The organism is Pedobacter sp. MC2016-24, assembly GCF_015223055.1.
Lineage (GTDB): Bacteria > Bacteroidota > Bacteroidia > Sphingobacteriales > Sphingobacteriaceae > Pedobacter.
Genome location: NZ_JADFBX010000004.1, coordinates 178718 through 200773 on the forward strand (window position 1 = coordinate 178718; position 22056 = coordinate 200773).

General features: G+C 41.5%; 23 protein-coding genes. 18 read left to right on the forward strand and 5 right to left on the reverse strand.

What is annotated here, in order from left to right:
* Positions 1-62 precede the first annotated feature (62 nt).
* The 9 genes from IM797_RS11675 to IM797_RS11715 all read left to right on the forward strand — a co-directional run bounded on the left by IM797_RS11675 (position 63) and on the right by IM797_RS11715 (position 6381).
* Positions 63-743 carry a conjugal transfer protein TraI gene (locus IM797_RS11675; RefSeq protein WP_194127312.1) on the forward strand — a complete coding sequence of 227 codons (681 nt, stop codon included), beginning with the start codon at positions 63-65 and terminating at the stop codon, positions 741-743.
* Positions 730-1383 carry a hypothetical protein gene (locus IM797_RS11680; protein ID WP_194127313.1) on the forward strand — a complete coding sequence of 218 codons (654 nt, stop codon included), beginning with the start codon at positions 730-732 and terminating at the stop codon, positions 1381-1383. Before IM797_RS11675 ends, IM797_RS11680 begins: the two co-directional genes overlap by 14 nt.
* A complete protein-coding gene (locus tag IM797_RS11685) occupies positions 1370-2017 on the forward strand; it encodes a TerB family tellurite resistance protein (protein WP_194127314.1) in 648 nt (215 codons plus the stop codon). The genes IM797_RS11680 and IM797_RS11685 overlap by 14 nt, the downstream gene beginning before the upstream one ends.
* Positions 2014-3213 (forward strand): conjugative transposon protein TraJ, encoded by a 1200-nt coding sequence (gene traJ / locus IM797_RS11690; RefSeq protein WP_194127315.1) that lies wholly within the window; start codon positions 2014-2016, stop codon positions 3211-3213. The genes IM797_RS11685 and traJ overlap by 4 nt, the downstream gene beginning before the upstream one ends.
* 9 nt (positions 3214-3222) lie before the next feature.
* Positions 3223-3840 (forward strand): conjugative transposon protein TraK, encoded by a 618-nt coding sequence (traK, locus tag IM797_RS11695; RefSeq protein ID WP_194127316.1) that lies wholly within the window; start codon positions 3223-3225, stop codon positions 3838-3840.
* A gap of 2 nt (positions 3841-3842) precedes the next feature.
* Complete coding sequence (locus IM797_RS11700) at positions 3843-4064, forward strand: hypothetical protein (protein ID WP_194127317.1); 222 nt, start codon at positions 3843-3845, stop codon at positions 4062-4064.
* 21 nt (positions 4065-4085) lie between these two features.
* Positions 4086-5138 carry a conjugative transposon protein TraM gene (traM, locus tag IM797_RS11705; protein WP_228098821.1) on the forward strand — a complete coding sequence of 351 codons (1053 nt, stop codon included), beginning with the start codon at positions 4086-4088 and terminating at the stop codon, positions 5136-5138.
* Between the two features lie 15 nt (positions 5139-5153).
* On the forward strand, positions 5154-6140 hold the full coding sequence (locus tag IM797_RS11710; RefSeq protein WP_194127318.1) for a hypothetical protein: 987 nt from the start codon (positions 5154-5156) through the stop codon (positions 6138-6140).
* Between the two features lie 61 nt (positions 6141-6201).
* Positions 6202-6381: a histone H1 gene (locus tag IM797_RS11715; RefSeq protein WP_194127319.1), complete on the forward strand. Its 180-nt coding sequence runs from the start codon at positions 6202-6204 to the stop codon at positions 6379-6381.
* A gap of 509 nt (positions 6382-6890) precedes the next feature.
* Here the strand turns inward: IM797_RS11715 and IM797_RS11720 are convergent.
* Entirely contained in the window at positions 6891-7763 is an 873-nt protein-coding gene (locus IM797_RS11720; protein WP_194127320.1) for a hypothetical protein, read from the reverse strand.
* 84 nt (positions 7764-7847) lie between these two features.
* Between IM797_RS11720 and IM797_RS11725 the strand changes: the two genes are divergently transcribed.
* Complete coding sequence (locus IM797_RS11725; RefSeq protein WP_194127321.1) at positions 7848-8426, forward strand: hypothetical protein; 579 nt, start codon at positions 7848-7850, stop codon at positions 8424-8426.
* A gap of 64 nt (positions 8427-8490) precedes the next feature.
* Here the strand turns inward: IM797_RS11725 and IM797_RS11730 are convergent, their stop codons facing one another.
* On the reverse strand, positions 8491-9231 hold the full coding sequence (locus tag IM797_RS11730; protein ID WP_194127322.1) for a hypothetical protein: 741 nt from the start codon (positions 9229-9231) through the stop codon (positions 8491-8493).
* Between the two features lie 195 nt (positions 9232-9426).
* Positions 9427-10281, reverse strand: coding sequence for a hypothetical protein (locus tag IM797_RS11735; RefSeq protein WP_194127323.1), 855 nt, complete (start codon positions 10279-10281; stop codon positions 9427-9429).
* A 220-nt stretch (positions 10282-10501) separates the two neighbouring features.
* Between IM797_RS11735 and IM797_RS11740 the strand changes: the two genes are divergently transcribed.
* On the forward strand, positions 10502-10792 hold the full coding sequence (locus tag IM797_RS11740) for a hypothetical protein (protein WP_194127324.1): 291 nt from the start codon (positions 10502-10504) through the stop codon (positions 10790-10792).
* A gap of 331 nt (positions 10793-11123) precedes the next feature.
* On the forward strand, positions 11124-12890 hold the full coding sequence (locus IM797_RS11745; RefSeq protein WP_194127325.1) for a DUF6119 family protein: 1767 nt from the start codon (positions 11124-11126) through the stop codon (positions 12888-12890).
* Positions 12891-13352: 462 nt separating this feature from the next.
* Here IM797_RS11745 and IM797_RS11750 read toward each other — a convergent pair whose 3' ends face one another.
* Complete coding sequence (locus IM797_RS11750) at positions 13353-15848, reverse strand: DUF4238 domain-containing protein (protein ID WP_194127326.1); 2496 nt, start codon at positions 15846-15848, stop codon at positions 13353-13355.
* A 252-nt stretch (positions 15849-16100) separates the two neighbouring features.
* Between IM797_RS11750 and IM797_RS11755 the strand changes: the two genes are divergently transcribed.
* The gene (locus tag IM797_RS11755) at positions 16101-17786 is read left to right on the forward strand and encodes a hypothetical protein (RefSeq protein WP_194127327.1); all 1686 of its coding nucleotides are present in this window, start codon (positions 16101-16103) and stop codon (positions 17784-17786) included.
* 79 nt (positions 17787-17865) lie between these two features.
* On the opposite strand, the gene IM797_RS11760 is transcribed toward IM797_RS11755, so the two are convergent.
* Entirely contained in the window at positions 17866-18279 is a 414-nt protein-coding gene (locus tag IM797_RS11760) for a hypothetical protein (RefSeq protein WP_194127328.1), read from the reverse strand.
* A 168-nt stretch (positions 18280-18447) separates the two neighbouring features.
* Here IM797_RS11760 and IM797_RS11765 point away from each other — a divergent pair, with 168 nt between their 5' ends.
* The 5 genes from IM797_RS11765 (at position 18448) to IM797_RS11785 (ending at position 21933) form a co-directional block, all read left to right on the forward strand.
* Positions 18448-19068, forward strand: a complete 621-nt coding sequence (locus tag IM797_RS11765; protein ID WP_194127329.1) for a UPF0758 domain-containing protein — start codon at positions 18448-18450, stop codon at positions 19066-19068.
* 366 nt (positions 19069-19434) lie between these two features.
* Positions 19435-20514 (forward strand): DUF932 domain-containing protein, encoded by a 1080-nt coding sequence (locus IM797_RS11770; RefSeq protein WP_194127628.1) that lies wholly within the window; start codon positions 19435-19437, stop codon positions 20512-20514.
* 53 nt (positions 20515-20567) lie between these two features.
* Positions 20568-20939 carry a hypothetical protein gene (locus IM797_RS11775; protein WP_194127330.1) on the forward strand — a complete coding sequence of 124 codons (372 nt, stop codon included), beginning with the start codon at positions 20568-20570 and terminating at the stop codon, positions 20937-20939.
* Positions 20940-20968: 29 nt separating this feature from the next.
* A complete protein-coding gene (locus tag IM797_RS11780; protein ID WP_194127331.1) occupies positions 20969-21553 on the forward strand; it encodes a hypothetical protein in 585 nt (194 codons plus the stop codon).
* Positions 21554-21591: 38 nt separating this feature from the next.
* A complete protein-coding gene (locus IM797_RS11785; RefSeq protein ID WP_194127332.1) occupies positions 21592-21933 on the forward strand; it encodes a hypothetical protein in 342 nt (113 codons plus the stop codon).
* Positions 21934-22056: the final 123 nt, after the last annotated feature.

Consider the following 22056-nt stretch of genomic DNA (forward strand, 5'->3'; position numbering starts at 1 on the left):
TTAGATGTATGAAAACCTCCGAAGGAAGCTTGAATACCTATAAAAATCAAATCAAGAAACTTATGAGAAAATATATGGTCATTTTGCCTTTAAGCGCCATGACGTTGTTTGTGGCTTTGCCTGCCCAGGCGACGGCGCAGATTGCGGTACTGGAAGTGATCAAGGCGGGCGTAAAGAAGGTCATCAAAGCGGTTGACCTGAAAGTGCAGCGTTTGCAGAACCAGACGATCTGGCTGCAGAATGCGCAGAAAGTACTGGAAAACCAGTTGTCAAAATTGAAACTGGGTGAGATTGCCGACTGGACAGAGCGGCAGAAGGATTTGTACAGTAAGTACTATGAGGAACTCTGGCAGATCAAGTCGGCCATCACTTATTACAAGCGGATCAAGGATCTCACCAGTCGTCAGGTGGACATCATGGATGAATACAAATGGGCCTGGGGACTGTTCAAAAAGGACAAGCATTTTAGTCCGGAGGAGCTGGAGTATATGGCGAAGATCTATTCTGGCATACTGGAGGAAAGTGTGAAAAATGTGGATCAGCTGCTGATGGTGGTAAGCAGTTTCAAGACCCAGATGAGTGATGCGGCAAGGCTGGAACTGATTGCCGCTGCAGCGGATCAGATGGAACAGAATTATGCAGACCTGAAAAAATTCAATTCCGGGAACATTCAACAAAGTATTGGGCGGGCTAAATCTCTGGATGAGGTGGCCACATTAAAGGAGATCTATGGGATTGAGTAGCGTTAAGTGGCGAATGGTTTCGGTTCTGGTGCTGTTGTCTATGCTGGCTACTAATCCTGGTTTTGGACAGACATTCGGGGAGTTTTTCAACCAGAAGAAAACCCAGAAAAGATACCTGTTGCAGCAGATTGCGGCCTTACAGGTGTACATCGGTTATGCAAAGAAAGGCTATGAGATCGTGGGTTCAGGGATTGACGTGGTCAAAGGAATCACCGATGGGGAATTTAACCTGCACCGGGTATTTCTGGGTTCTTTGAAACTGGTCAGCCCCTTTATCCGCAACCATGAAAAGGTAGGAGAAATCCTTTCTCTGCAGCTGTCGATCAGCGGATCTTTCTCTGGTTTAAAACAGTTGTATTATCTGTCCCCGTCGAATCAGGCTTATGTTTTGGATGTTCGGGATCAGCTGATTGCTGAGTGCGGAAATGACCTGGAAGAACTGCTGATGGTGATTACCTCTGGAGGGGTGGAAATGAGTGATGAGGAGCGATTGAGCAGGTTGAGTAAGATTCAAGAGGCTATGCGGGATAAATATGCTTTTGCCCGGAGTTTTTGTGGGGAAGTAAGTGGGTTCATTTTGAGCGTCAAGTCTGGTCTGGAATCAAATGAATGGATGAGGAGGCAGTATGAGATCAATTAAAATTCTTTGTGTGTTTGTAAGTGTTGGGCTGGTTGTTGTTTGTTCGCAGGTTCGGGCGCAGTCCACGGAAGTTCAGCAGCTATTGCTCAATGTAGAGAAGCTCAGCCAAATGAAAAATATCCTTCAGGATATGAAGAAAGGATATGAGGTCGTGTCAAAGGGGTACAATGCAGTAAAAAATATCTCCCAGCGGAATTTTTCCCTGCATGAAGTATTCCTGGATGGCTTGATGCTGGTGAGTCCGGAAATCAAGAAGTACCGACGTGTGGCAGATATCATCCGTGACCAGAAAAGCCTGTTATCGGAGTATAAGGCTGCCTTTAAAAGTTTTCAAAGCTCCGGCGGGCTGAATCTTTCTGAACTGGATTACCTGGCTAGAGTCTACAAGCAGCTGTTTGACCAGAGCCTGAATAGCCTGGATGAGCTGGTTACCGTGATCACTGCGGGTACCTTTCGAATGAGCGATGAACAGCGGCTCAAGGCGATAGACCGGATTTTTGCCGATACGCAGGATAAGCTGATGTTTCTTAGAAGCTTTAACCAGCAGGCCATGCTGCTTAGTCAGCAGCGCGTTAAGCAACGGGCAGAATTAGGCGATACACGTTCGCTTTACCATTTAAACTCTGGCCTATGAAAAAGTTAGTTTTAAGTACGGTCGTGTTTCTGGTATGTGCGCTGTTTTTGCCTGGTGTTTGTTTGGCGCAGGGACTGGCAGGGCAGATCGGCGGGTTGCAGTCTATCTTGGATCAAGTGTATGCGGATATGCTGCCTTTGTGTTCGGGTCTGATCGGGGCGGGAAGGGCGATTGCCGGATTTGCAGCCCTTTGGTTTATTGCTAACCGGGTATGGCGGCAGATTGCTGCGGCTGAACCGATTGATTTTTATCCTTTAATGCGGCCATTCGGTTTGGGTATGGCCATCGTGTTTTTTCCGGTGGTGATCTCGGTGATGAATGGGGTGTTGGGCATCACCGTAGCGGCTACTTCGGGAATGGTCAAAGATTCCAACAATGCCATCAAGGCCTTGCTGGATCAGAAGGAGCGCGAGCTGAAAAAGTCTGTTAAGTATAAGCTGTATGTCGGGGAAGATGGCAGTGGAAACCGGGAAGCCTGGTATAAATATACCCATCCCAAGGATCCAACCGGAGAGGAAGAAGGCTGGATGGAAGGGATTGGCAATGACATCCGGTTCTGGGCAGACCGCCAGGATTATAAGATGCGGCACAGTTTTAAGCAGTTCATGTCCGAGGTGCTGGAAGTGGTTTATCAGGCTGCGGCTTTGTGTATCAATACGCTGCGTACGTTTTTTCTCATCGTGCTGGTAATACTCGGCCCGCTGGTATTTGGTTTCGCGGTCTTCGACGGGCTGGGGCATACCTTATCGGTCTGGATCGCCCGGTACATCAACATCTTTTTATGGTTACCGATCGCCAATATCTTCGGAACCATCCTGGGCAAGATCCAGCAAAATATGCTTAGGCTCGATATCCAGGAGGTTACCCAGCAGGGGGATACTTTTTTCTCCAGTACCGATACGGCCTACCTCATATTTATGATTATTGGGATTGTAGGGTATTTCTGTATTCCGACGATCGCCAATTACATTGTGCATGCTGGTGGTGGGAATTCGATGCTGACCAAAGTGAACATGATGGTTTCCGGGGGAACAAGTAATGCGTACCAGGTAGGTGCCAAAAGCATGGCTGGTGCCCGTGCGGGATCGGGAATGATCGTTGACCGCTTTGATGATGCCAGAAGGAACCTGGAACATGGCATGGCCGAAGCCTCCGGTCAGGATTATTTCAAAGACAAATTATCTGGTAAAACTTAACCTTAAATCATGTTTACACAATTCAAAAATATAGATACTGCTTTTCAGCACATCAAAAGGTTCAGTATTTTTCTGATCCTGTGCAATGCGCTGGTGATGTGCTTTTGCGTGTACAAAAGTTATCAGCTGGTGGAAGCTTCTCAGAACAGGGTGCATATCCTTTACAATGGGAAAGTGCTGGAAGCACTGGCTTCAGACCGTAAAAGTAACCTGCCCGTTGAACTCCGGGATCATATCCGGACATTTCACCAGTACTTTTTTAGTTTAAGTCCGGATGAAAAAGCGATACAGGCTGGTGTGACTAAGGCCTTGTACCTGGCGGATGAAAGCGCCAAGAAGGCCTATGACAACCTGAAGGAACAGGGTTTTTTCAGTAACCTGATTTCCGCCAATATCAGCCAGGAGATCGTAGTCGACAGCATCCGGCTGGACATGAACAGTTATCCTTATCCTTTTACCTGTTACGCCACCCAAAAACTGGTCAGATCCAGCAGTACGGTTTTTCGTAAGCTGGTGACACAAGGACAGGTGAGGGACATCAAAACCCAGACGGATAACAATCCGCATGGTTTTTTGATCCAGCGTTGGGAAACGGTTTCCAACACCGATGAACCTTTAAAACCATAGCAATGCGGTTTTTTAAGAAAAGAGTTAGGGTAGCGGGGAATTCGGATGCTGTCTCGGCACGGATCGCCGGACTGATGCTTGAGCGGCAAAGACAACTGGCGGATTACCTGAACGAACGGTGTGCCGGACTTTCTATGCAGTGGCGGATCGGCCTGCTGATCGGGTTTTGTACGCTGATCGGGGCTTACCTGGTGTACGTGCTGATCTCGGCTTTTACCAATTAATTATTCACCCAAATCAATGATATGATGAACACAAAATCAAAAGACAAACGAAAGTTATTGCTGATGCTTCCGGTATTGGTCTTGCCTTTTTTAGCCTTGGGCTTTTATGCCCTGGATGGTGGCAAGGGCGCTGATCAAGGTGCCGGAGTGCCTGTCAGCGGTATCAATGCCAGTTTACCGGATGCGCGCTTGAAAAAGGCGGATCCCACGGATAAAATGGGGTTTTATGCACAGGCGGAACGTGACTCTGCTAAGGTGGCTGAAAACGGTTTAATGGCTGCTGCGCAGAAACTGGGTTTTCGGGGCAGGGTACTGGAACCGCAGACCAGTGCAATTGATGAGAAGCTGGATCTGCTGAACAAAGAGCTGAGTAAACCTGCGGCACCAGTTCCGATTCCTGTTTATAAGAAGGAAGCTGCGAACCTGAAAAATGATGTAGACCGCCTGGAGGGGCTGATGAAGACCATGCAGGAACCTGTGGGTGATGATCCGGAAATGGCGCAGCTGAGTTCTATGCTGGAGAAAATCATTGACATCCAGCATCCGGAGCGGGCGAAAGAGAAGTATGTTGATGTTCCTGTTGTGCCTGACAGCTTGTTTAAAGCGATTCCGGCGATTGTGGAAGGAAATCAGAAAGTAACCCAGGGTTCGGTGGTTAAACTGAAACTGCTGGATACCATGCGGATTGGCGGGCAGCTGATCCCCAAGGGACAACTCATTTATGGTACCGCGGGTTTATCCAACCAGCGGCTGATCCCGGTGATCCGTAACATCCGTCTGGGTACTTCTATCATCCCGGTAGACCTGTCGGTTTTTGACCAGAAAGATGCCATGATCGGGATCAATGCGCCGGAAGCGGTGATCCTGGATGGAGTCAATTCCGGGGCGAACAGTGCGGTACAAAACATGCAGTTTTTGAGTATGGATCAGTCGCTGGGTATACAGGCGGCTGGAGCTGGGATTAATGCAGCCAAGTCACTGTTTAGTAGACAGGTCAAACGGATTAAGGTAAAGCTGAAGGCGGGATATCCCGTCTTGCTGCGCAACAATAAACAACAGAAGTCTTATCGATAAATAGAACCTACGATCATGAATTTAAATAACTTAGAGAACTTAGAACAGGAAATGAAAGCTTTGGGCTTTAGCGAGAAGCTCATTACACTCATGCAGGAACGCATGCGCAGCAATGTGCCTGATTTTAAATTGTATGACAGCTTGCCTGCCGCAAAGGGTAGGTTAGACCTTACCCTGCATTTTAAACAGTCTGCTAAATCCGATTATTATTATCTGGGCCGTTACGATGCTGCCATGAATAACGATAAGCCGCTGGCGGAAGGGCAGAAATATATGGTCATCACTCCAGCAGCACAGGAAGGGGCTAAGAAACCGTTTAAGGCGTTTGAGAACGTTTCAGAAGCGATCTCCCATTTCAGGAAAATGGAAGCTCATGCAGAACTTGCTGTGGGAAAAGATCCATCTGCTAAGGTGATGCTGGCCAATATGGAAAATGGTAAAGTGAATTATGTGTCCAAGGAATTTAAACAAACTTATTATGCACAGTCTTTGCCACAGACTTTCTGGCTGGATCAGGGTAAAGGCTTTACCGCTGAACAGGCGGTGAATTTAATGGAAGGGCGTTCGGTTTTCCGGGATGACCTGCTCAGCAGGGAGGGGATTCCCTACAAAGCCTGGATGCAGCTGGATAACGAGAAGCCAAGGGACAGGCAAAATAACCTTACCTTTCGCCAGTACGGAGATCCTTCCTATGGTTTTGATGTTCAGAAAGTCCTTGACGCTTACCAGATCAAGGAATTGGAAGACCCGGCGAAAAGAGAGAAACTTGAAGTCGCTATCAAGAATGGCAATAAGCCTATGGTAACGGTGGTTAAAGACGGACAAGTGGCGAAGGTTTTTATTGAAGCTGCGGTCAGGTATGGTAAACTGAATTTCTATGCGGAGAACGGGAAACCGGAGAAGCGGGAAGAGTTTTTGAAAGAGGCATCCAGGGAAAGAACGCTGTCTGTGTCGAATAATATGCAGCGGGGTGTTTCTGCGGGGCAGGAACTTTCCAGATAAATTTTATATTCGCAATCAATTTGTAACTAACTATTCATTAACATAAAAAAGAGCAAAAATTATGGAGAAATTCCAAAAAGTGAAGGAACTGGTAGCACAGGTAGAAGCTGATGCAGCTAAATTCTATGAAAATGGTAACGGTGCTGCCGGAACGCGCGTTCGTAAAGCCATGCAGGATTTAAAGGTACTGGCTCAGGAGATCCGTACTGAAGTGACTGAAAAGAAAAACAGCGCTAAATAAATAACAAATGTTTTGGGAAATGAACCCTGTCTTTTTTAGGCAGGGTTTTTTTGTGTCTCGTGTTTTTCTCACTTGACCATCATGTTGTTCAAGGGCTTCAGATATCCTTAAAGAGGTTACAGAAAAAAGAACAGCAAATAAATTAATTGGTGTTTTGCGAAACGAGCCCTAAATCGGATTTTGTCTAACAAAATTTATTACTACCCTTTTTCATTTTTTCTGTAACTAATGTAGACCAATCGATTTGCTGCAGCAACTATATATTAATTATTGCTAACAACCTTAATGTGTTGGGCACAGGTTGTTCATAATGGAACAATATTGCTACTATCAACGGATTTTTTTGGTGTCTTGTAATGAATTCCAACGTATCTATCTTTCAAATTATCTGAACGTTTAACTAATAAACTCACCTGTGCAACCTATTGATATAAAATATCGTTATTTCATATGACTGGGAAATATCGGCATGATACTTCCACGTTTCTTATTCTAAATACCAGAATTGGCTAACGTTCATCCCAAAAACTGTAACCTTTAGTATATGCTTCCAATTCACCAATGATGTAATTATATTTTTTTTTCACATCTTCATCTTGAATGGTTTCACAAATTTCTTTGAGACGCGGAACAGCTTTTTGTAGTGATCGATCATAACGTTTCATTACTGTAGGAGTATAGGAATAAGGGCCATTCTGGAGATATTCGTAGCTAGTGGCCAGATTGATTTCCAGTCCTTTAGATAGTTTCGACCGCTTGGGTATGTTCTCAAGAGCCCCTACATCCTTAAAAAGAAATTTTAAGTCCTGATAGAATTCTTCCTTTTTTATAAAATCGATGCAGTTTTCATCGATCAAGATTCGAGGGTTTTTAGCGAGTGTAGATTCAAGTTCATATGCCCTTACCATCGCAGGCCCAATAAGTACGCCGCCTTCTTCGTGAATCAATTGTCCGATAGTTATACCTCCTCGAGTTAAAATTCCATGATCTTCCCATAGGCGATAATTTATTTTGGCAGTCAAGGTCATCAAAGCCTTAATAGCGGTAAGGTCTTCTATGTCAACTGAGATGACGATACTGTCTGAAAAATGGGTAACAGCAAGAGTGGATTGTATTTTACTTTCCCTTGCCAATTTTTTGTAATGCTCAGAAATTTCGTCTAAAGAATCTTGAAGCCCGTACAAATCCTCTCCTTTAAGCCTTCTTTTTGGTGAAATTTCACGGTGTAACTGATTGAACGTTTCAGTAGCAATGGTATCAGAAGTGATACTTTGCAACACTTCGTAGATCTGGCTTAGAAAATTCGGGTCAACCGTTTTGTTTACAATTGCTCGAAAGCCTAGCAAATCCAAAAACAAAATGATACGTTGATTGTATTCCATCCTCCTAAATTAGCAGTTATCCGTGGAATTGGATAATTTATCGATTTTCATATGTATATTAAGACGAGAATAAGCTAATAGCATATGACATTTTTTATCCTTCAAATATTTACTAACGTTTCCAATGAAGTTGCGGCAGCTTACGCCACAGGAGCACTCGGTGCAATATTTGGTATTTTCCAATATTGGGTTAAAGAAAGGGAGCGTAAAAAGAACCAGGTAAATGCTATTGAACTAGAAAAGTTCAAGCAAAAATCCGAATTATTTATGATGCTTAAAAAAGCTCAAATCGGATATAATGATGAACTGTTAAATGAAGTTTATAGAATTAGGGTAGAACTGGAAAAAACAATTCAAGTATCAGAGTTCGCGAATTATCAATTTCTATCGGCGTGTCTGGAAGATTTCATTAGTTATTATAGGCGAAACGCAAATAAAATAAACTATCTAGATGGAAGTGTACGATCGTTTGCTCATGATATTTTAAAGTATGCTAATGTACTGGAAAGCACTGTATCCTTGGCTGGACGACGCGATTTGGAAGCCCCGGATATGGAACATATGTTTGGGATAGTTGTTAAGTTACTGGAACTTATTACCGAATACGAGGACTTTTTAAGGCAGGTTTCAATTAAAGAATTTAAAAGACTGGATACTAATTAAGGTAGATAAGCACAAGTAGCCACTAGGGTTTAGTTGTTGCACGAGTAGGTTATTAACCATTGCTTTAGTTTTTGATTATCAGTGAATCAATGTCAGAAGTTTTGTAGACCAATGTTCTCGCATTTTTACGGTCATATAGGAATAGGTTTCCGGTAGTTTGCCCGATATACATCAGTTCTTTGCTTGTGGAAATCTGCCTTGAATGATAATTAAAACTCATATGTCTTTGTGCTATTCCTGATTTGATCCGATCTGCGTCAAGTTTCCTGTAATTGCTGATTTGTAAGCCAATATAGCAAACGATACTAACAACAACTACAACGGTGTTTTTTCTTATAATTTCCATTCGGCCTGTTGAGGCAACAAACCAAAGGAGGGCGATAAGCATAAATGCTGAGGCGAATAGGTTAAAATCTTGAAAGTCATAAGTCTGATAATCGAAATAACGCCTCATCAACCACCGAATTAAAAACTGCAGTACAAAAATGACGATCAGCCAGGTGAGGAACGATTGAAATAGCCAACTAAAAAACTTGTTGATCTTCGATGGCGAATCTAAAACCTGGTCTTCCGTTTCGGATTTGACCACAACAACTGGCTTGCCTACAAATTCCTGGATCAACGTGGTGCTGAGGATACTGCTAACAAAAACAATAGTGGGGAAAAAAGCCATGATTATTTCGGTTGTTGTGATGTAAACATAAATATCAACACTGAACTCCTTGTAGTAAGCGTATAGGTTACAAAAACCAAAATAGATCAGGCAGATTGAGAGTAATGGGAGATATTCTATTATCTTTTTCATTAATGTAGCGTTAAGATTTTTAAATATAGCATTTACCAATGATAAGCTTTGTTCCCAAATCTACTAAACGGACATCTGTGTTGTCTATTCCACAGGAACGGCAAGCTGAATCGGAACAAATAGGAAAGTTAGTTGCGGGTTATGTACAATAAAATGGAGGTGCACAACGTAGGTTGTTGCTATTCGCTCTTTTCCCTACTTAAGGAAAATTTGAAAAACGTCATACAGGACTTTTCCAAGAATACCTAAAGTAATAGACAATACGGCAGCCTGATGCGCTGCAGACCGGTCCCTTTTACTCTTATATTCAATCATTGGGTATACCCATCTAAAATAATGGAATAAGACTCTCAACAGGAATAAGCTTAAGAAGAAAAAATACGTCATTGCCAGGTTATTCAGGAAGGAGCTTTCCTGAGAAGCTACAAAGGGCGACAGCTCGTATTTATTGCAGATATAAAAACCTAATGGAAGTCCAACCAGCCAAACCAAAATATCATACACACTGCCTCGATGAATTTTGGGGGCCTTAGAGGGCCGGTCTTTTACAAATGCATCAATTTCGTGGAATACCCCATTTACCCACATGCTTTCGTCTCCCTGAACAATAAATTCTGAATCGTTTGGTGTTCGGTCGCTTGGTTGAAAGGAAAAATCAAAGACTTTAGGTTTTGAAAAATCGATGTATAATTGAAAATGATTACTCGGGTAGTAATTGAAATTAGCTCGGTAAACAACGTCACTATTCACGTAAATGGTTTTTACGCTGTCCGGAAAAGAAACAGAACCGAATACATCTTCAATAGTTCCGAATAATTCCTCGCTTTTGAAGCCAACAATGGTGATTTTTAACATAGAACATATCTCCACATTATGTTTCACCTGTTCTAAATTTTCAACTTTTTTTTCTTCAAACCGCTTATACTCAATTTCGCTGGCAGTTTTGGCTCGCTGTTGCAAAATATCCAAAAGCTTTCTCAAGTCATCTTTATCAAGACTTAAAGCCCCTATCTTCTTAGATAATTTATTCCTTACAACATCGTTTTGCATATTGAATTTCCATTCAAGCTGAATTTAATTTTCACGCTCGCTAAGCTAAGTTAGCAATTACCTGTAATATTTTGTGAATGAAGATGCGGTGTATTGGCCTGACGAAGTATTTGAATATTAGTCCCGCCTAGTTGAGGTCACAGCCGCTAACGCTTGCGTTTATAAGTGAGAAAACTTTTTTGTTAGCGGGTTGTTGGTGTATAACCTAAGATTAAAATCCATGGATCCATTTAACATTATTATTCGGCCTGGAGGAAGTCAGGTTGACCTGAATATCCACCCGCAGGAAGGGGGGAATTATAAGATCATTTATCATGGCGCATTGCTTGGGGAAATTTTTATAGGCAGCAATGGAGAAAACTGGGAAGCAGTTACTGCCGATGAACTGCAACCAAGAGGATTTCCTGTGTATGAATACGATGAAAGTTCCGGTCATCAGAATCTTTTGCTTGATCAGGATGTAATCGACTATATTGGAAGGGAAATAGCCCGTACTCAAAACCAGTTGTAATTTCCATTCTCAGTTCAAAAACGTATCTGGGTTGAAGCGCATTTTTGTTTAAAACTACGGTAAAGTTGGTTTGATCAAATATCTATTTGTCAGATTCTGTACGAACCACTGATATTAGACTTCGTCGATAAAAGTGTTTATACATTTAAGCAAAGGTGATGATTCAGATATTCCAATGAATTTTTATCGTAGATTACACACCCTATGCATCCTGACGCATGATTTTTTGAAGTGAGAATGTAGTTTGCTAATTACAGGTTGAAAAATTACTTTTGAGTAAGCCAGAGGTAAATTCATTCTACTATAGGCAATTCCTTAAAACGCGATCAGTATGAAAATCCAACCAAATTTTTTTATAGTAGATAAAAAGCACTGGCGGCTAAAAGACCTAACTACTACCTTAGGTATTGTTCACCACATTGTCCGTTATTCAGCTGAAAAGGCAGGGATTGAACCTTCTGCTGACATGCCAAATATTAACACTTTTACTAAGGACGGAATCACATACTATTTATATCTATTTAATACCGATGATAAGGAATCAGACTGGGCTAAATTTTTGCCTGCTGAATTAAAGGATCAAACTAATTTTGTCCAGCAAAAAATATCACTAATTCTTTTTATTGAAACAGAGTTTCATCTATTCGTGATAATTGGCGGAAATATTTTTCAACTAATAAGTCCATTCATTGATCATTCGTTTGGCCTCAGTGCCTACGACAGGATTATTGAGGTGGATGACGATGAATTAACGTCCATTAAATCTAGAGGAATAACCGGTCAACGAATTGGTATGAACGAGCAATTTCGGGAGGATTATCGATTTGTGAACTACATTAAGTTCGGCAAGGTTCCTCAGGAGTTACACGTAAAGTTATCCGAAAAGTCCTCAGTTGTCTATTTTCGAATATTGGTCGATAAGGTAGCAGAACGCCTGCAAATCACCGTTGGGAAAGGTTTTAAAATCCGTAAACAGGTAGACTTCGATACACTCCATTTAATAGTCAAAGACATTTGCTCTGTTCTAGAAATGGACTCAACCGATCACTTAAGTTCGTATATTGAGATCAAAGATAAAATCTACATTGAAAATACCTTGAAGGAAGCTTTGTTTGAAAAAGTTTATAACCACATCCCATATATTATGGGAACAGATAAGAGCCCTTTAAATAGATTTGAATTCGATTTTTGCAATCCCAATGATATTGAAAAATTTTACGAAGCTGAAGAGTATCAACTCAAGGAAAAAACAGCTGAATCACATCGTTTATTCGCAACTGTAACAGATAAGAGTGAGATTTATAAGCGAGTTATAGAAGAAGCTGTGTCAGTTTGTGGGTATGACAGATTTAAACTTAAGAACTATCTAAGAGGTGTTCGCGTCGTTAGTTATAACGGAGCAAAGCGTACCGCTGGTTCAACTTTTCTTTACCACATCAGTGCTGAGTTAACTGTCGATGGTGACTCTATGTTTTTGATAGATACAAAATGGTATCGATTAAAAGACGTTTTTATAAAGGATTTAAAAGATACAGCCGAGCGAATCTTTAAAGCGTTTAAAACTCCTCCCGGAATTTTGCATTTACCCTGGAATAAAGCTACGATTCGGACGGAAGGCGAATACAACATGAAATATGACCCCCTTCCCAACTACATTGTGATTGATACTATAATTGTCGACGGAGTAGAATTATGTGATGTTTTATTTTATGATGACATTAATATTTATTTGATTCACGTTAAATATGGGTTTACGTCCAAAGTTCGGGAATTGACAAACCAAATTTTGATTTCTGCTAAACGTTTGTATGAGGCTAAAGGAGGAGAAAGCAATGAATTTCTTCAAAAAATCTATTCAAGATTGATCGCAAAAGAACGTAGCGTAAATGGTTTGACGGAAATGGAATTTGTAAATTTATTTTCCAAGAATATTCACTTTGTGTTGGCGGTTACCTCTCATTTGGTAGAGGATCATTTAATAGAAGATCATATTGATAAATTCGATTCTAATATTGCTAGATTTTCTCTAATTACTTGCTCAAATGATATGCGCACCAATTATTATGATATGTTGATTACGCAAATTCCTAGAGTTTGAGCTTAACCGTTTTAATACATTTCTGAAATTCCCGCTTTGGTATAAAAAAAGAGAGACTAGAGGAATAGAAACTTTGAATAAAATATAATACGATGTCTATGGTTGGTGGAGAGAGGGGAATCGAACCCCTCAGCCCGCATTTTGGGAAACCTGTGCCGCTTTGGTCTACCCTTCAATGAACTATCATGGGGTGGTATTTCGTAACCAACATCTCCGCTAAGGCCCCACACCAGATTTTTCTTCCAATAGTTTTAAATTCTACCGTCATAATTCTTTGTTTATAATGTTTAAATCCTAATTCCAGTATTTCATGGAGAATGATACCAAACACCACCCCAAAGGCCCAGTGAAGTAAAAGAGCTACACCAACTTTAACCCCCAATAATTTTGATAAGCGAATATACTAAATTATGGATCATGTACTAGTTGTGCTTAATGTGGTTGTTCGACAATAGTTGGGACCTAGTCCGGTGTATCCGGTATGTAGGCGAAAATTGCCATTGGTACACTTTTTACGTGATGATCTACGCCACATGTTACCAGAAGCCTCAGTGCATTGTTGCTTTCTATGCCCCCGTTCGGAACAATGCAGGCGAAGCGGGCGTTAAAAGGGTAGGATGCATTCATGTCCTCAGGAATTGAAGTTGCTAGCATGGACATATCTTTTTGCGCAGCCTCAGTGGCACTTACAATCTGGACTTTTAACTGCTCACTTATTTTTTTTACATCTTCAGGTTTGGTGGATTGGATCGCGGTGAAAATGTTTTGCCATAACTGGCGCATTTTTCCAAATTTCCCTGTTCCCAACAAGCTAATACTTGCTTCGTCATCCAGATTAAATGGGAAATCCGTTTGTTGAATGCATGCAATAAGTTCGTTCCATTGAGTAGTCACCACGAGCCCCTCTGTATGCTGCGCCCGGATCATTTCTTTCCATCGTGTAGGGCTGTCGGTGAAGACAAAGCCACCAGTGGCCTTGGCCAGAAATAACGCCATTTCAAAACCGGGCGCCATGTTCATTATTGACATTTGCCCCCCATTACTAAAAAGGTCGTTCTGCAATAATGCCAGGGGATCATCATTTCGCATTTCTTGCCAGCGCTTAAGAACTCCGTCTACTAAAACCTCACTAGCCTTTGGCATAGCATGTTTTATTTGTTGGCGTTGCTGATCTTCAGACAGGCCCCACAACGTTCGTTTATGGTCTTCTTCATTGAGTTGACCAAATAGTTCTATTTCCCGTTCATCAATATCAAAATCCTCTTTGTGCCGCTGCTCCGCAATATCGTTAAGCTGCGAGTGGAGATGCCTATTGAAGGTACTGAGATTGGGAATGAAATTTATTTTACCTGTTTGAATGAAAGGATATAGCTTATAAAATAATGCTATGTTTTTAAGTGTCTGCTGTCTGTACATGGAAGGGTGATCAACAGGACTATACTCAGGGTTCATTCCAGATGGGTTAAGGAAAGGATTTTGAATGATCAATTCATCGAAATATAATGTTCCTCCTGTCGCATATCTGGTGATGACTCGTGGGTCAACCACGCCAGTATAAACTGCACGGATATGTCCATCAGGTTTTGGTAGCAAGCTGATGATATCGGTATCGATTGGCCAAAGCGCTCCATATAGCTTGTGGATATTCTTGACCTGATCATCACTAAGCTCCTTTCGCAAATCATCCCAGTTTTTCCCTTTTGAAAATCCTAAGATATCAGACATACCAGCATAAAGCATCATGTTTCTCTCTCGGATGCTGAGTACATCCCAAGTTGGTCTCTGTGATGATTCTTTATCCTTACAGCACCTTTTATACTTCCTGCCTTGTCCGCAAGGACAAAAATCATTAGGTCTAGGTTCTTTACTTGGCAATACCTTTTCAAAATCGGTATGCGCTTTTGATGTCCGGCCAAAAGCATCTTGGGAGTGGATCCGGCCGTCTTTGAAACCGACGAACATTTCTCCTCCGAACTTATATATTTTATTGCTAGGTGGCAACAATGTTTGTTGAACGCTTTGCCAACTCAGGTTTGTATTCCTCTCCGGATATAACCACTCTTTTTCTGCAGCTGCCAGATAGCGGCGTGCCCGCTGTTTAATCACAAAGTTTATTTCCTGAACTTGTTTTTCATCGAGCTGACGATCCCTTAAGAAGGCGCCTGTATGAACAAGGGTATCTGCAAAGTTGCGAGCATTGGTGCGTTTTGTTATTGGGTCTGTCAGATCTGGGTTACTTGCATATTCATAATTAGTTAACAGCAGACAATGATCTTTATCTAATGGAAATATAGTTTGCGAGGCCTTAAAAGCAATAGAGGGATCATTGGGATACAAACATTGGGTTGATCCGGGCGGACAAGCATAATTATAGATTGTAACAGGGTGATCAGAAACAATAAATTTAATCTCAGATTTTTCCGCTGACACTATTTCACGAACACCTTCCAGCCAGATTGTACAATGCATTTTCTGTACTTTCTGCATTTCTATCATCAAATGAAGTTGGTCAAGGTCTGCATAACGGTCTTTAAGCCAATTCAGCCCTTTAGGAGTGCGCATTTTTTGTGCATCAATGTAATTGAAGAAATCCATAAAGCGATCGTGCCGTTCAAGTTCGCTTCCATCAATAAAGGCCCTTACCGCACGTGACCCCTCATCGTCAATCTTACCAAACAATTTTCTTTCAACCAGATCACTCATAAACGGACCAAAGAAGGTGGTGTATAAGTCATATTCAAAGAAACATTGGGATGGTGGTAAGGTCTTCCGCTCATTAAAGCTTATAATCTTGCCGTTGGGTAACGTCCTTTGTTCTGGATTCATGTCAAGGTAATGAAGCTGAGTTGAGCCAACAGCAAACCCTTTTTGATACCATTGTGGAACATAATGGTTGTTGCGGGTCAATTCATTACCGCTTGTGCCATCGTTTAAGACGAAATCCTGCTTATCAGCCATACCTGATTAATTACTTGTGCTTTGTAATTTGGCACCAGATCAAACATCGCAAATATTCCTGTAAAAACAATTCGTTAGCAGAAGGTTAATCAGACAATCACATCAGTAATTATCCGTCCCGGAGGTTGTATTCGGTTATGTGCGTTTATTGTTTTTCTTTCTTCTTACACCCGGGTAGGTGTTTGATATTTTGGGCGACTTCTAGTGAGTCAATACATGCAAAATTCAAATCATAAGTGCTATCTTGATTTCATGAATGTAAAAACCAACATATTTCCGGTACTGAATTATTCTAGTTTTTATCAGACGAAAGTGGTGCCTCCGGTATCACTGGATAAGCTGATGGACTTCGATTTAGAAAGGGTTGTTGTTATGTTCATCCTGCTTAGAAACGCTGTTAACAAAAAGGCGCCAACAGACGTTACACATCCTGTTATTCAGGCATTGATATTACGGCTCGGCACCAATAAGTCTACCCGTGCAATCTCATTTCTAACAAACAAGGCGCATCCATTTGTACTCACTCATGGGGTGGTGATTAGTAAAATAGTAACAGATCTCTTTAAAATAATTAAACTCAACGATCCAAAGGAAAGCATGAACTCCGCTAAGCTTGAACAGGCTATTTTTGATGTATTGATGATATATAATGAATACCATTACGAAGGCACACTGGAGCCTAAGCCGGATGACCATCAAGTGGTGTGGGGGCTATTATTAATGCAGGATATCAGTGGGGTGAATGAGGTTGATTATACCAGAACTGCTATACCAAAGCATCTGATTTTTGATAAGTTTTTAAAGACTAAATTGGAAGATCGGTATAAAATTTTTGAACGGATACTCCAGGAAAAAACCGGAGTAACCATCCCGTTGGAGATTTTAGTGATCTTACTCAATGTATATTTGTCTGCTACGCAGGCAAAAAATGGATTGATCTCTATTGATCGTGACGATAGAACCTATCAAATTCTTATCGATGCGGGTTTGGTCATTGATGTAAAGTCTATTGATCCCGATAAGTTTGATGTGGGTATGCTGGTTAGTCACCCATTCTTCAGAAATTCTGAGGGCGACATGTATCTTATTGATTTCTCTGATTTTGCACTCATCACAGATAAGATCTGGTCATATTTCTTATATACTATCCCCGAGATCAGAGTGTTATTTCCGGGTGTCACCAGTCCGAATGGATATTTTTCGTATCTGGGCAAGGAGTATGTTGAGAAGTATTTGCTGAGAACGCTCTTCCTGCAGCTACACAAAACAGGAAATCGTGTGCTGTTTACAGAGGACAAGAATCTCCCTGATATCGCCATAATTTTAAATGAGAAGGATGTATTTTTGTTCGAGATCAAGGCATCTGCTCTGCATTACAATGTAATGGCCCAAAAGAGTGTTGCTGATTTCCAGGAATTTCTAGATTTAAATTTTTCCCGAGATAAAAAAGGTGTAAAACAGCTAGTTCGCAATATTGAATATATCGGTACTGATATAGATAACCTTTATGAGCTTCGATGTCCACAGAAAAAATTGACGATTTATCCGGTGATAATTTATACTGACCCTCATTTAGATAAAAACGCGGTGAACGATTACATTAATGTGAGTGCAAAACCGCTACTTGATGCGCATCGTCTTAGTTTCAAAGAAATCAAACCGGTTACGATGATCAGCGCTGACTTTTTCGTGGAGAATATAAGCTTGCTCCGAAAAGACCGCAGTCTGTTGAAAAGGATGATTGATGCTTATTATAAACAATTCAAAAAGCGGATGGAGAAATACGCTGCCTTTCGCTCAACGGAAAACTACATGAACGCAATGATTTCTTTTGACCGGTTTGTCGCGGGGCAGGAGGGGCTTTATAGGACTGATAAGCTGAAGATATTAAACGAGCTTACTGAGTTATTTAATCTAAGGGAAACAGGAGATGAATAAATAAAAAGATGTATTTGACGCATACTTTGATACGTTCATTTGATCCATATTAGGCTTCTTTAAGTTCCAGTGTTTCTGATTAGTATGAATACTTTGTATTCATTTCAGGATCAAATCGTAGTGTCAGCCAGTTCATTTCTTCCTTCCAGCAAAAATCAAAACAGCATTTCCATAGATTACGGTTGCTCTCTAGCGTAGCACCTGTGCAATATCTATGGTCAAATCCTAATTCCCATAGTTCCTCTTTTTTAACTGTGATTTCCTTGTCTTTTTGAAGTCTGGCAAGATAATATTTGGATAGTATCCGGTGGTTATTTTTTATTTTCTTTATCGGAATGGGGAAGAGTTCGTTTTCCTGCTCGCGGGATCTGGCCCGAATGCGGCTGTTGAAATTGTTTTTGCAGTTGACGTCGCAGAACAATTTCCCTTTCCTGCCATGTAGTTGCTTTTCACAATAGCCACAGTTGGTGACCTGCTTTATTTTTGTTTCCATCTGGATAGAGTTGATTCGGTATAACAAAAATTATCGGATAAATGTTTTTGGTAACGGTTACCTATAGTGCTTAGCAGTTTTTGATTTGTAAGATCAGATAAGGTGATTTTTTATGCTGTATGGTTTGTTTTTGCTCCTCAGATTTGTACTGGATCAACACAACATGTTATGAAAAACAAGACCATAGTATCTGAAACTTTCTCCAGTTCGAATAAGCATTACTTTCTTGATTTTAAGGTTGCCGAGAACAACAGCAACTATATTCAGATAACCAGAAGTGATTTACAACAAGATGGTTCTTATGTCCGTAACCGGGTAATTGTCTTTGAAGAAGACTTTTATTTTTTGGTTCAGGCATTTTCTTCACTGTTTCAAAGTGCTGCTTATCATAAGGAGCAGAACAAAACGACTAAAGATCTTTTTCATGAAAAACAACAGGAGCGGGAACATGGGATTAAAAGCTGGGATCCGGAGTTCCGGCCGAGGGAAAAGCTTTTCAATCATGGTGTGTCAGCTATGGAGGATGCTGAACTCCTTGCGATTCTGATCCATTCGGGAACTCCGAATGAGACGGCTGTGGATCTTTCTGCCCGGATATTGGAAAGTATTGATGGGGAGATCCGAAAGCTTGGTTCTTTATCGCACAAGGAATTATGCAGGTTCAGTGGCATGGGGCTGGCGAAATCCAGTAGCATCATAGCTGCAATGGAGCTGGGCAAACGTGCATATGCCAAAGAGATCATGCTAAAGCGAATCAAGATTGCTACCGGTGTTTACGTGGCCAATTAGTTTATCTGTTGTTTATGGTTGTTGATGACCGGTTAAAATTTCCACCCTGCTTTTTGCAGGCAAAGGTCTCAACAATTCCCTAGCCTTCAAGACTGAACCCTGCGGGTTTTCAGGAAAAAATCTTCCCTGCTCGCTGCGCTCGCGAGGTTTTTTTTCCTGAAAAGTCTTGCATTGCTATGGAATTGGTTTAGGTGCGGGTGCTTATCAAAAAGCCAGGAGGCCGCTGCCGACTGATTTTTCTAAAGAGATCAAACCATGAAGCAAAAAAACAACAGGAGCCCACCGGGCGCAGCAATTGGCAGAATGCACAGGCCGCAGATTCCAGTACAGCAATTATTTATTATTCAAATTTTAACAATTACCATTATGGCACATCATTTAAATTATAACGAGCAGACAGATAAATACAGCTTTTTTACAGTGAAGGAAAAAGCATGGCATAAACTTGGGCAGGTTATTGAAGATTATCCGACGAGTGCGGAGGCGATTATTCATGCGGGTTTAGACTATACGGTGGAGAAAAGGCCGCTGTTTACTTTAAACGGGGCGGATCTGGCGCAGTTCCGCAATCCGGATGCTGATGATTATTTTGACCAGATCCAGCCGGATATTCTAGTTCCTGATTATTTCGCTAATGTGCGCACCGATACAGAGGATGTGCTGGGGTTGGTGGGTAAGGATTATACTATTGTGCAGAATATTGATGCTTTTTCTTTTTTTGACAGTATTGTCGGTGGGGGTGACGGAGTTTTGTATGAGACCGCCGGGGCACTGGGGAAGGGTGAGCGGATTTTTATTACGGCGAAGCTTCCGGATTATATCCGTGTCGGTAGGGAGGACTGTATTGAAAAGTACTTGTTTTTGACCACTTCTCATGATGGTTACGGTAGCATTATGGCTGCTTTTACCCCGATCCGTGTAGTTTGCCAGAATACGCTTAACGCTGCATTAAAGCACCACACCAACTGTATCAAGATCAGACATACTTCCAGTGCGCAGGATCGTTTAAAGCAGGCGCACCAGTTAGTGGGAATCAGTAATTTATTGGCAAATGAACTGGAGGAGGTATTTAACCACTGGGCCAGGATTCCCATTACTGACAATTTGGTGAAGCGTCTGGTGCAGATTGCCATGGCGCCGAATAAGGAGACGCTTCAGCATTTGCACTCGGATCAGCAAGACCAGCTTTCGACCATGTATAACAATGTGGTCAGTAACGTGATGGAATATGCGCTTTCCAGTCCGACCCAGCAGGACGAAAGTACCAGGGGGACATTGTATGGTGCTTATAATGCCGTAACCGGATATTTCCAGAATGTCCGCAATTACAAGGATGACGAAACTAAGTTCAAATGCATCATGGAAGGGATAGGAGCGCAGCGTTCCCAAACTGCTTTTAACCTGTGTTTGGAATTCGCCCAGTCTGGTGCGGGTTCAATTAATTAATCACCAGGGGAAATACGCTCTCCCCCTGCATTGTTCATTCTAAATTTTTGATCATGAAACCTTTAAATCAATTGACCAGTACCGAGAAGGCGAGGACCTTGCACCGCCTTTTTCCCAAAGAAATACCAACGCTTTTAAATTACCTACAGCAATCCTGTAAGGATTTGTCAGACAACCGGGAGCAGCACCGGAAGAACTGGGGGCAAGAGTATTTTACGTTTGATGCCTGGCTGAACCTGGCTTTACAAACTGATCTGCTGATTGAAAAACACCGGGATCAGTTGGCGAAAAGCTGCCACGTGTTCGCTGACCAGTTGTGTTTCAGCTATACGGTTGCATTTGTGAACAGAGGCATTATCCAATATGCATCGCGGGTCTGTACCGACGAAAAGTTTAAGCTGGCGGTGGAACTGCTTTATAAATAACCGGGTGTTAAACTTAAATCAAATAGGTCATGAATGTTAAAGGATTGCTGGTACTGGATGCTGTGCTGGCGGAATTTGAGCAGGATATATTAAATAGTATCGCAGAAGAACTCAGGCGCATAGGGCGGAAGGTTCAGCTTACAGAATTTGAGTATAAGCCTTTTTATGAAGAAGTCCGGCCTTATGTGGATGCGATATATCTGGAGGGCAGCTTTGTGATGCTGGAAACATCTTTCCATGATATGGATGCTAAAAACCTGTATCATTTTATTGAAGATCTGGAGATCAACCACCGTGATCTGATCACCCTGCTACATTTTTTAAAGGTCATCCCGGGTAATAATAAGAAACTGGGATCCTATCGCGAGCACTGTAAACAGGAGTACATTTTCTACGGCGGAGACAATACTGATGCCTGGATTTGTGTCTGTGGCAATCACGCAGAGAGGGAAGGGTTTTCGAGTTGTGATCTGGATGGGAATGATATGGAGCCAGACATAGGTTCAAACTGGGATGGATTGTATCGCTGTAATTCCTGTGGCAGGCTGATCGATAAGTGCAGTCGAAAAATTGTTGGGATTAATTCAAATCCTAGAACCGAAGGTGGTTCATAGCGCAAATTATAAATGAGTATGAACTAAAAATATAGATCATGAGTTTTAGAACAGAATTGGCGAAAATAGCCTTAACGCAAATCAACTTACAAACCTTAGTGCAATTTGAAGAAATGACAGAGGAAATTGATTTGTTTGAAACCGCAGTTGCAGAATATGACGGGGTGATCATTCAATTACTTTTCCCGAATCCCACAGCAGGGTATCCGAAATTTCAATTATTGAAAACTGATATTGGTTTACCCGATCCGACCACTTATTTTACAAATGGAGAAGGGGAAACTGACTTAACAGTGCAGGAAGTTATTGCTTTGGTAAACGTTTATATTCAGGACTCAGAGGAGTATTATCAACAGAGGATGAAACCACCTGATTTATAATATAATTCTATTACAATCCTAAAAATATGAGGCAATTGATCTTTTCAATGCTGCGGCTCTTTGCCTCAAAAATTAACACAACCTAAAAAATGTACTGATCTTTTTGAAGAAGAACAAAAAACT

What these genes read in the sequence shown, in the direction of transcription:
- IM797_RS11750 (WP_194127326.1), bottom strand. Translation starts at nt 15,848, where the DNA reads ATGGCTGATAAGCAGGATTTCGTCTTAAACGATGGCACAAGCGGTAAT.
- IM797_RS11730 (WP_194127322.1), bottom strand. Translation starts at nt 9,231, where the DNA reads ATGAAAAAGATAATAGAATATCTCCCATTACTCTCAATCTGCCTGATC.
- traK (WP_194127316.1), top strand. Translation starts at nt 3,223, where the DNA reads ATGTTTACACAATTCAAAAATATAGATACTGCTTTTCAGCACATCAAA.
- IM797_RS11735 (WP_194127323.1), bottom strand. Translation starts at nt 10,281, where the DNA reads ATGCAAAACGATGTTGTAAGGAATAAATTATCTAAGAAGATAGGGGCT.
- IM797_RS11680 (WP_194127313.1), top strand. Translation starts at nt 730, where the DNA reads ATGGGATTGAGTAGCGTTAAGTGGCGAATGGTTTCGGTTCTGGTGCTG.
- IM797_RS11710 (WP_194127318.1), top strand. Translation starts at nt 5,154, where the DNA reads ATGAATTTAAATAACTTAGAGAACTTAGAACAGGAAATGAAAGCTTTG.
- IM797_RS11785 (WP_194127332.1), top strand. Translation starts at nt 21,592, where the DNA reads ATGAGTTTTAGAACAGAATTGGCGAAAATAGCCTTAACGCAAATCAAC.
- IM797_RS11720 (WP_194127320.1), bottom strand. Translation starts at nt 7,763, where the DNA reads ATGGAATACAATCAACGTATCATTTTGTTTTTGGATTTGCTAGGCTTT.
- IM797_RS11715 (WP_194127319.1), top strand. Translation starts at nt 6,202, where the DNA reads ATGGAGAAATTCCAAAAAGTGAAGGAACTGGTAGCACAGGTAGAAGCT.
- IM797_RS11775 (WP_194127330.1), top strand. Translation starts at nt 20,568, where the DNA reads ATGAAACCTTTAAATCAATTGACCAGTACCGAGAAGGCGAGGACCTTG.
- IM797_RS11740 (WP_194127324.1), top strand. Translation starts at nt 10,502, where the DNA reads ATGGATCCATTTAACATTATTATTCGGCCTGGAGGAAGTCAGGTTGAC.
- IM797_RS11700 (WP_194127317.1), top strand. Translation starts at nt 3,843, where the DNA reads ATGCGGTTTTTTAAGAAAAGAGTTAGGGTAGCGGGGAATTCGGATGCT.
- traM (WP_228098821.1), top strand. Translation starts at nt 4,086, where the DNA reads ATGATGAACACAAAATCAAAAGACAAACGAAAGTTATTGCTGATGCTT.
- IM797_RS11760 (WP_194127328.1), bottom strand. Translation starts at nt 18,279, where the DNA reads ATGGAAACAAAAATAAAGCAGGTCACCAACTGTGGCTATTGTGAAAAG.
- IM797_RS11685 (WP_194127314.1), top strand. Translation starts at nt 1,370, where the DNA reads ATGAGATCAATTAAAATTCTTTGTGTGTTTGTAAGTGTTGGGCTGGTT.
- IM797_RS11675 (WP_194127312.1), top strand. Translation starts at nt 63, where the DNA reads ATGAGAAAATATATGGTCATTTTGCCTTTAAGCGCCATGACGTTGTTT.
- IM797_RS11745 (WP_194127325.1), top strand. Translation starts at nt 11,124, where the DNA reads ATGAAAATCCAACCAAATTTTTTTATAGTAGATAAAAAGCACTGGCGG.
- IM797_RS11780 (WP_194127331.1), top strand. Translation starts at nt 20,969, where the DNA reads ATGAATGTTAAAGGATTGCTGGTACTGGATGCTGTGCTGGCGGAATTT.
- traJ (WP_194127315.1), top strand. Translation starts at nt 2,014, where the DNA reads ATGAAAAAGTTAGTTTTAAGTACGGTCGTGTTTCTGGTATGTGCGCTG.
- IM797_RS11755 (WP_194127327.1), top strand. Translation starts at nt 16,101, where the DNA reads ATGAATGTAAAAACCAACATATTTCCGGTACTGAATTATTCTAGTTTT.
- IM797_RS11765 (WP_194127329.1), top strand. Translation starts at nt 18,448, where the DNA reads ATGAAAAACAAGACCATAGTATCTGAAACTTTCTCCAGTTCGAATAAG.
- IM797_RS11770 (WP_194127628.1), top strand. Translation starts at nt 19,435, where the DNA reads ATGGCACATCATTTAAATTATAACGAGCAGACAGATAAATACAGCTTT.
- IM797_RS11725 (WP_194127321.1), top strand. Translation starts at nt 7,848, where the DNA reads ATGACATTTTTTATCCTTCAAATATTTACTAACGTTTCCAATGAAGTT.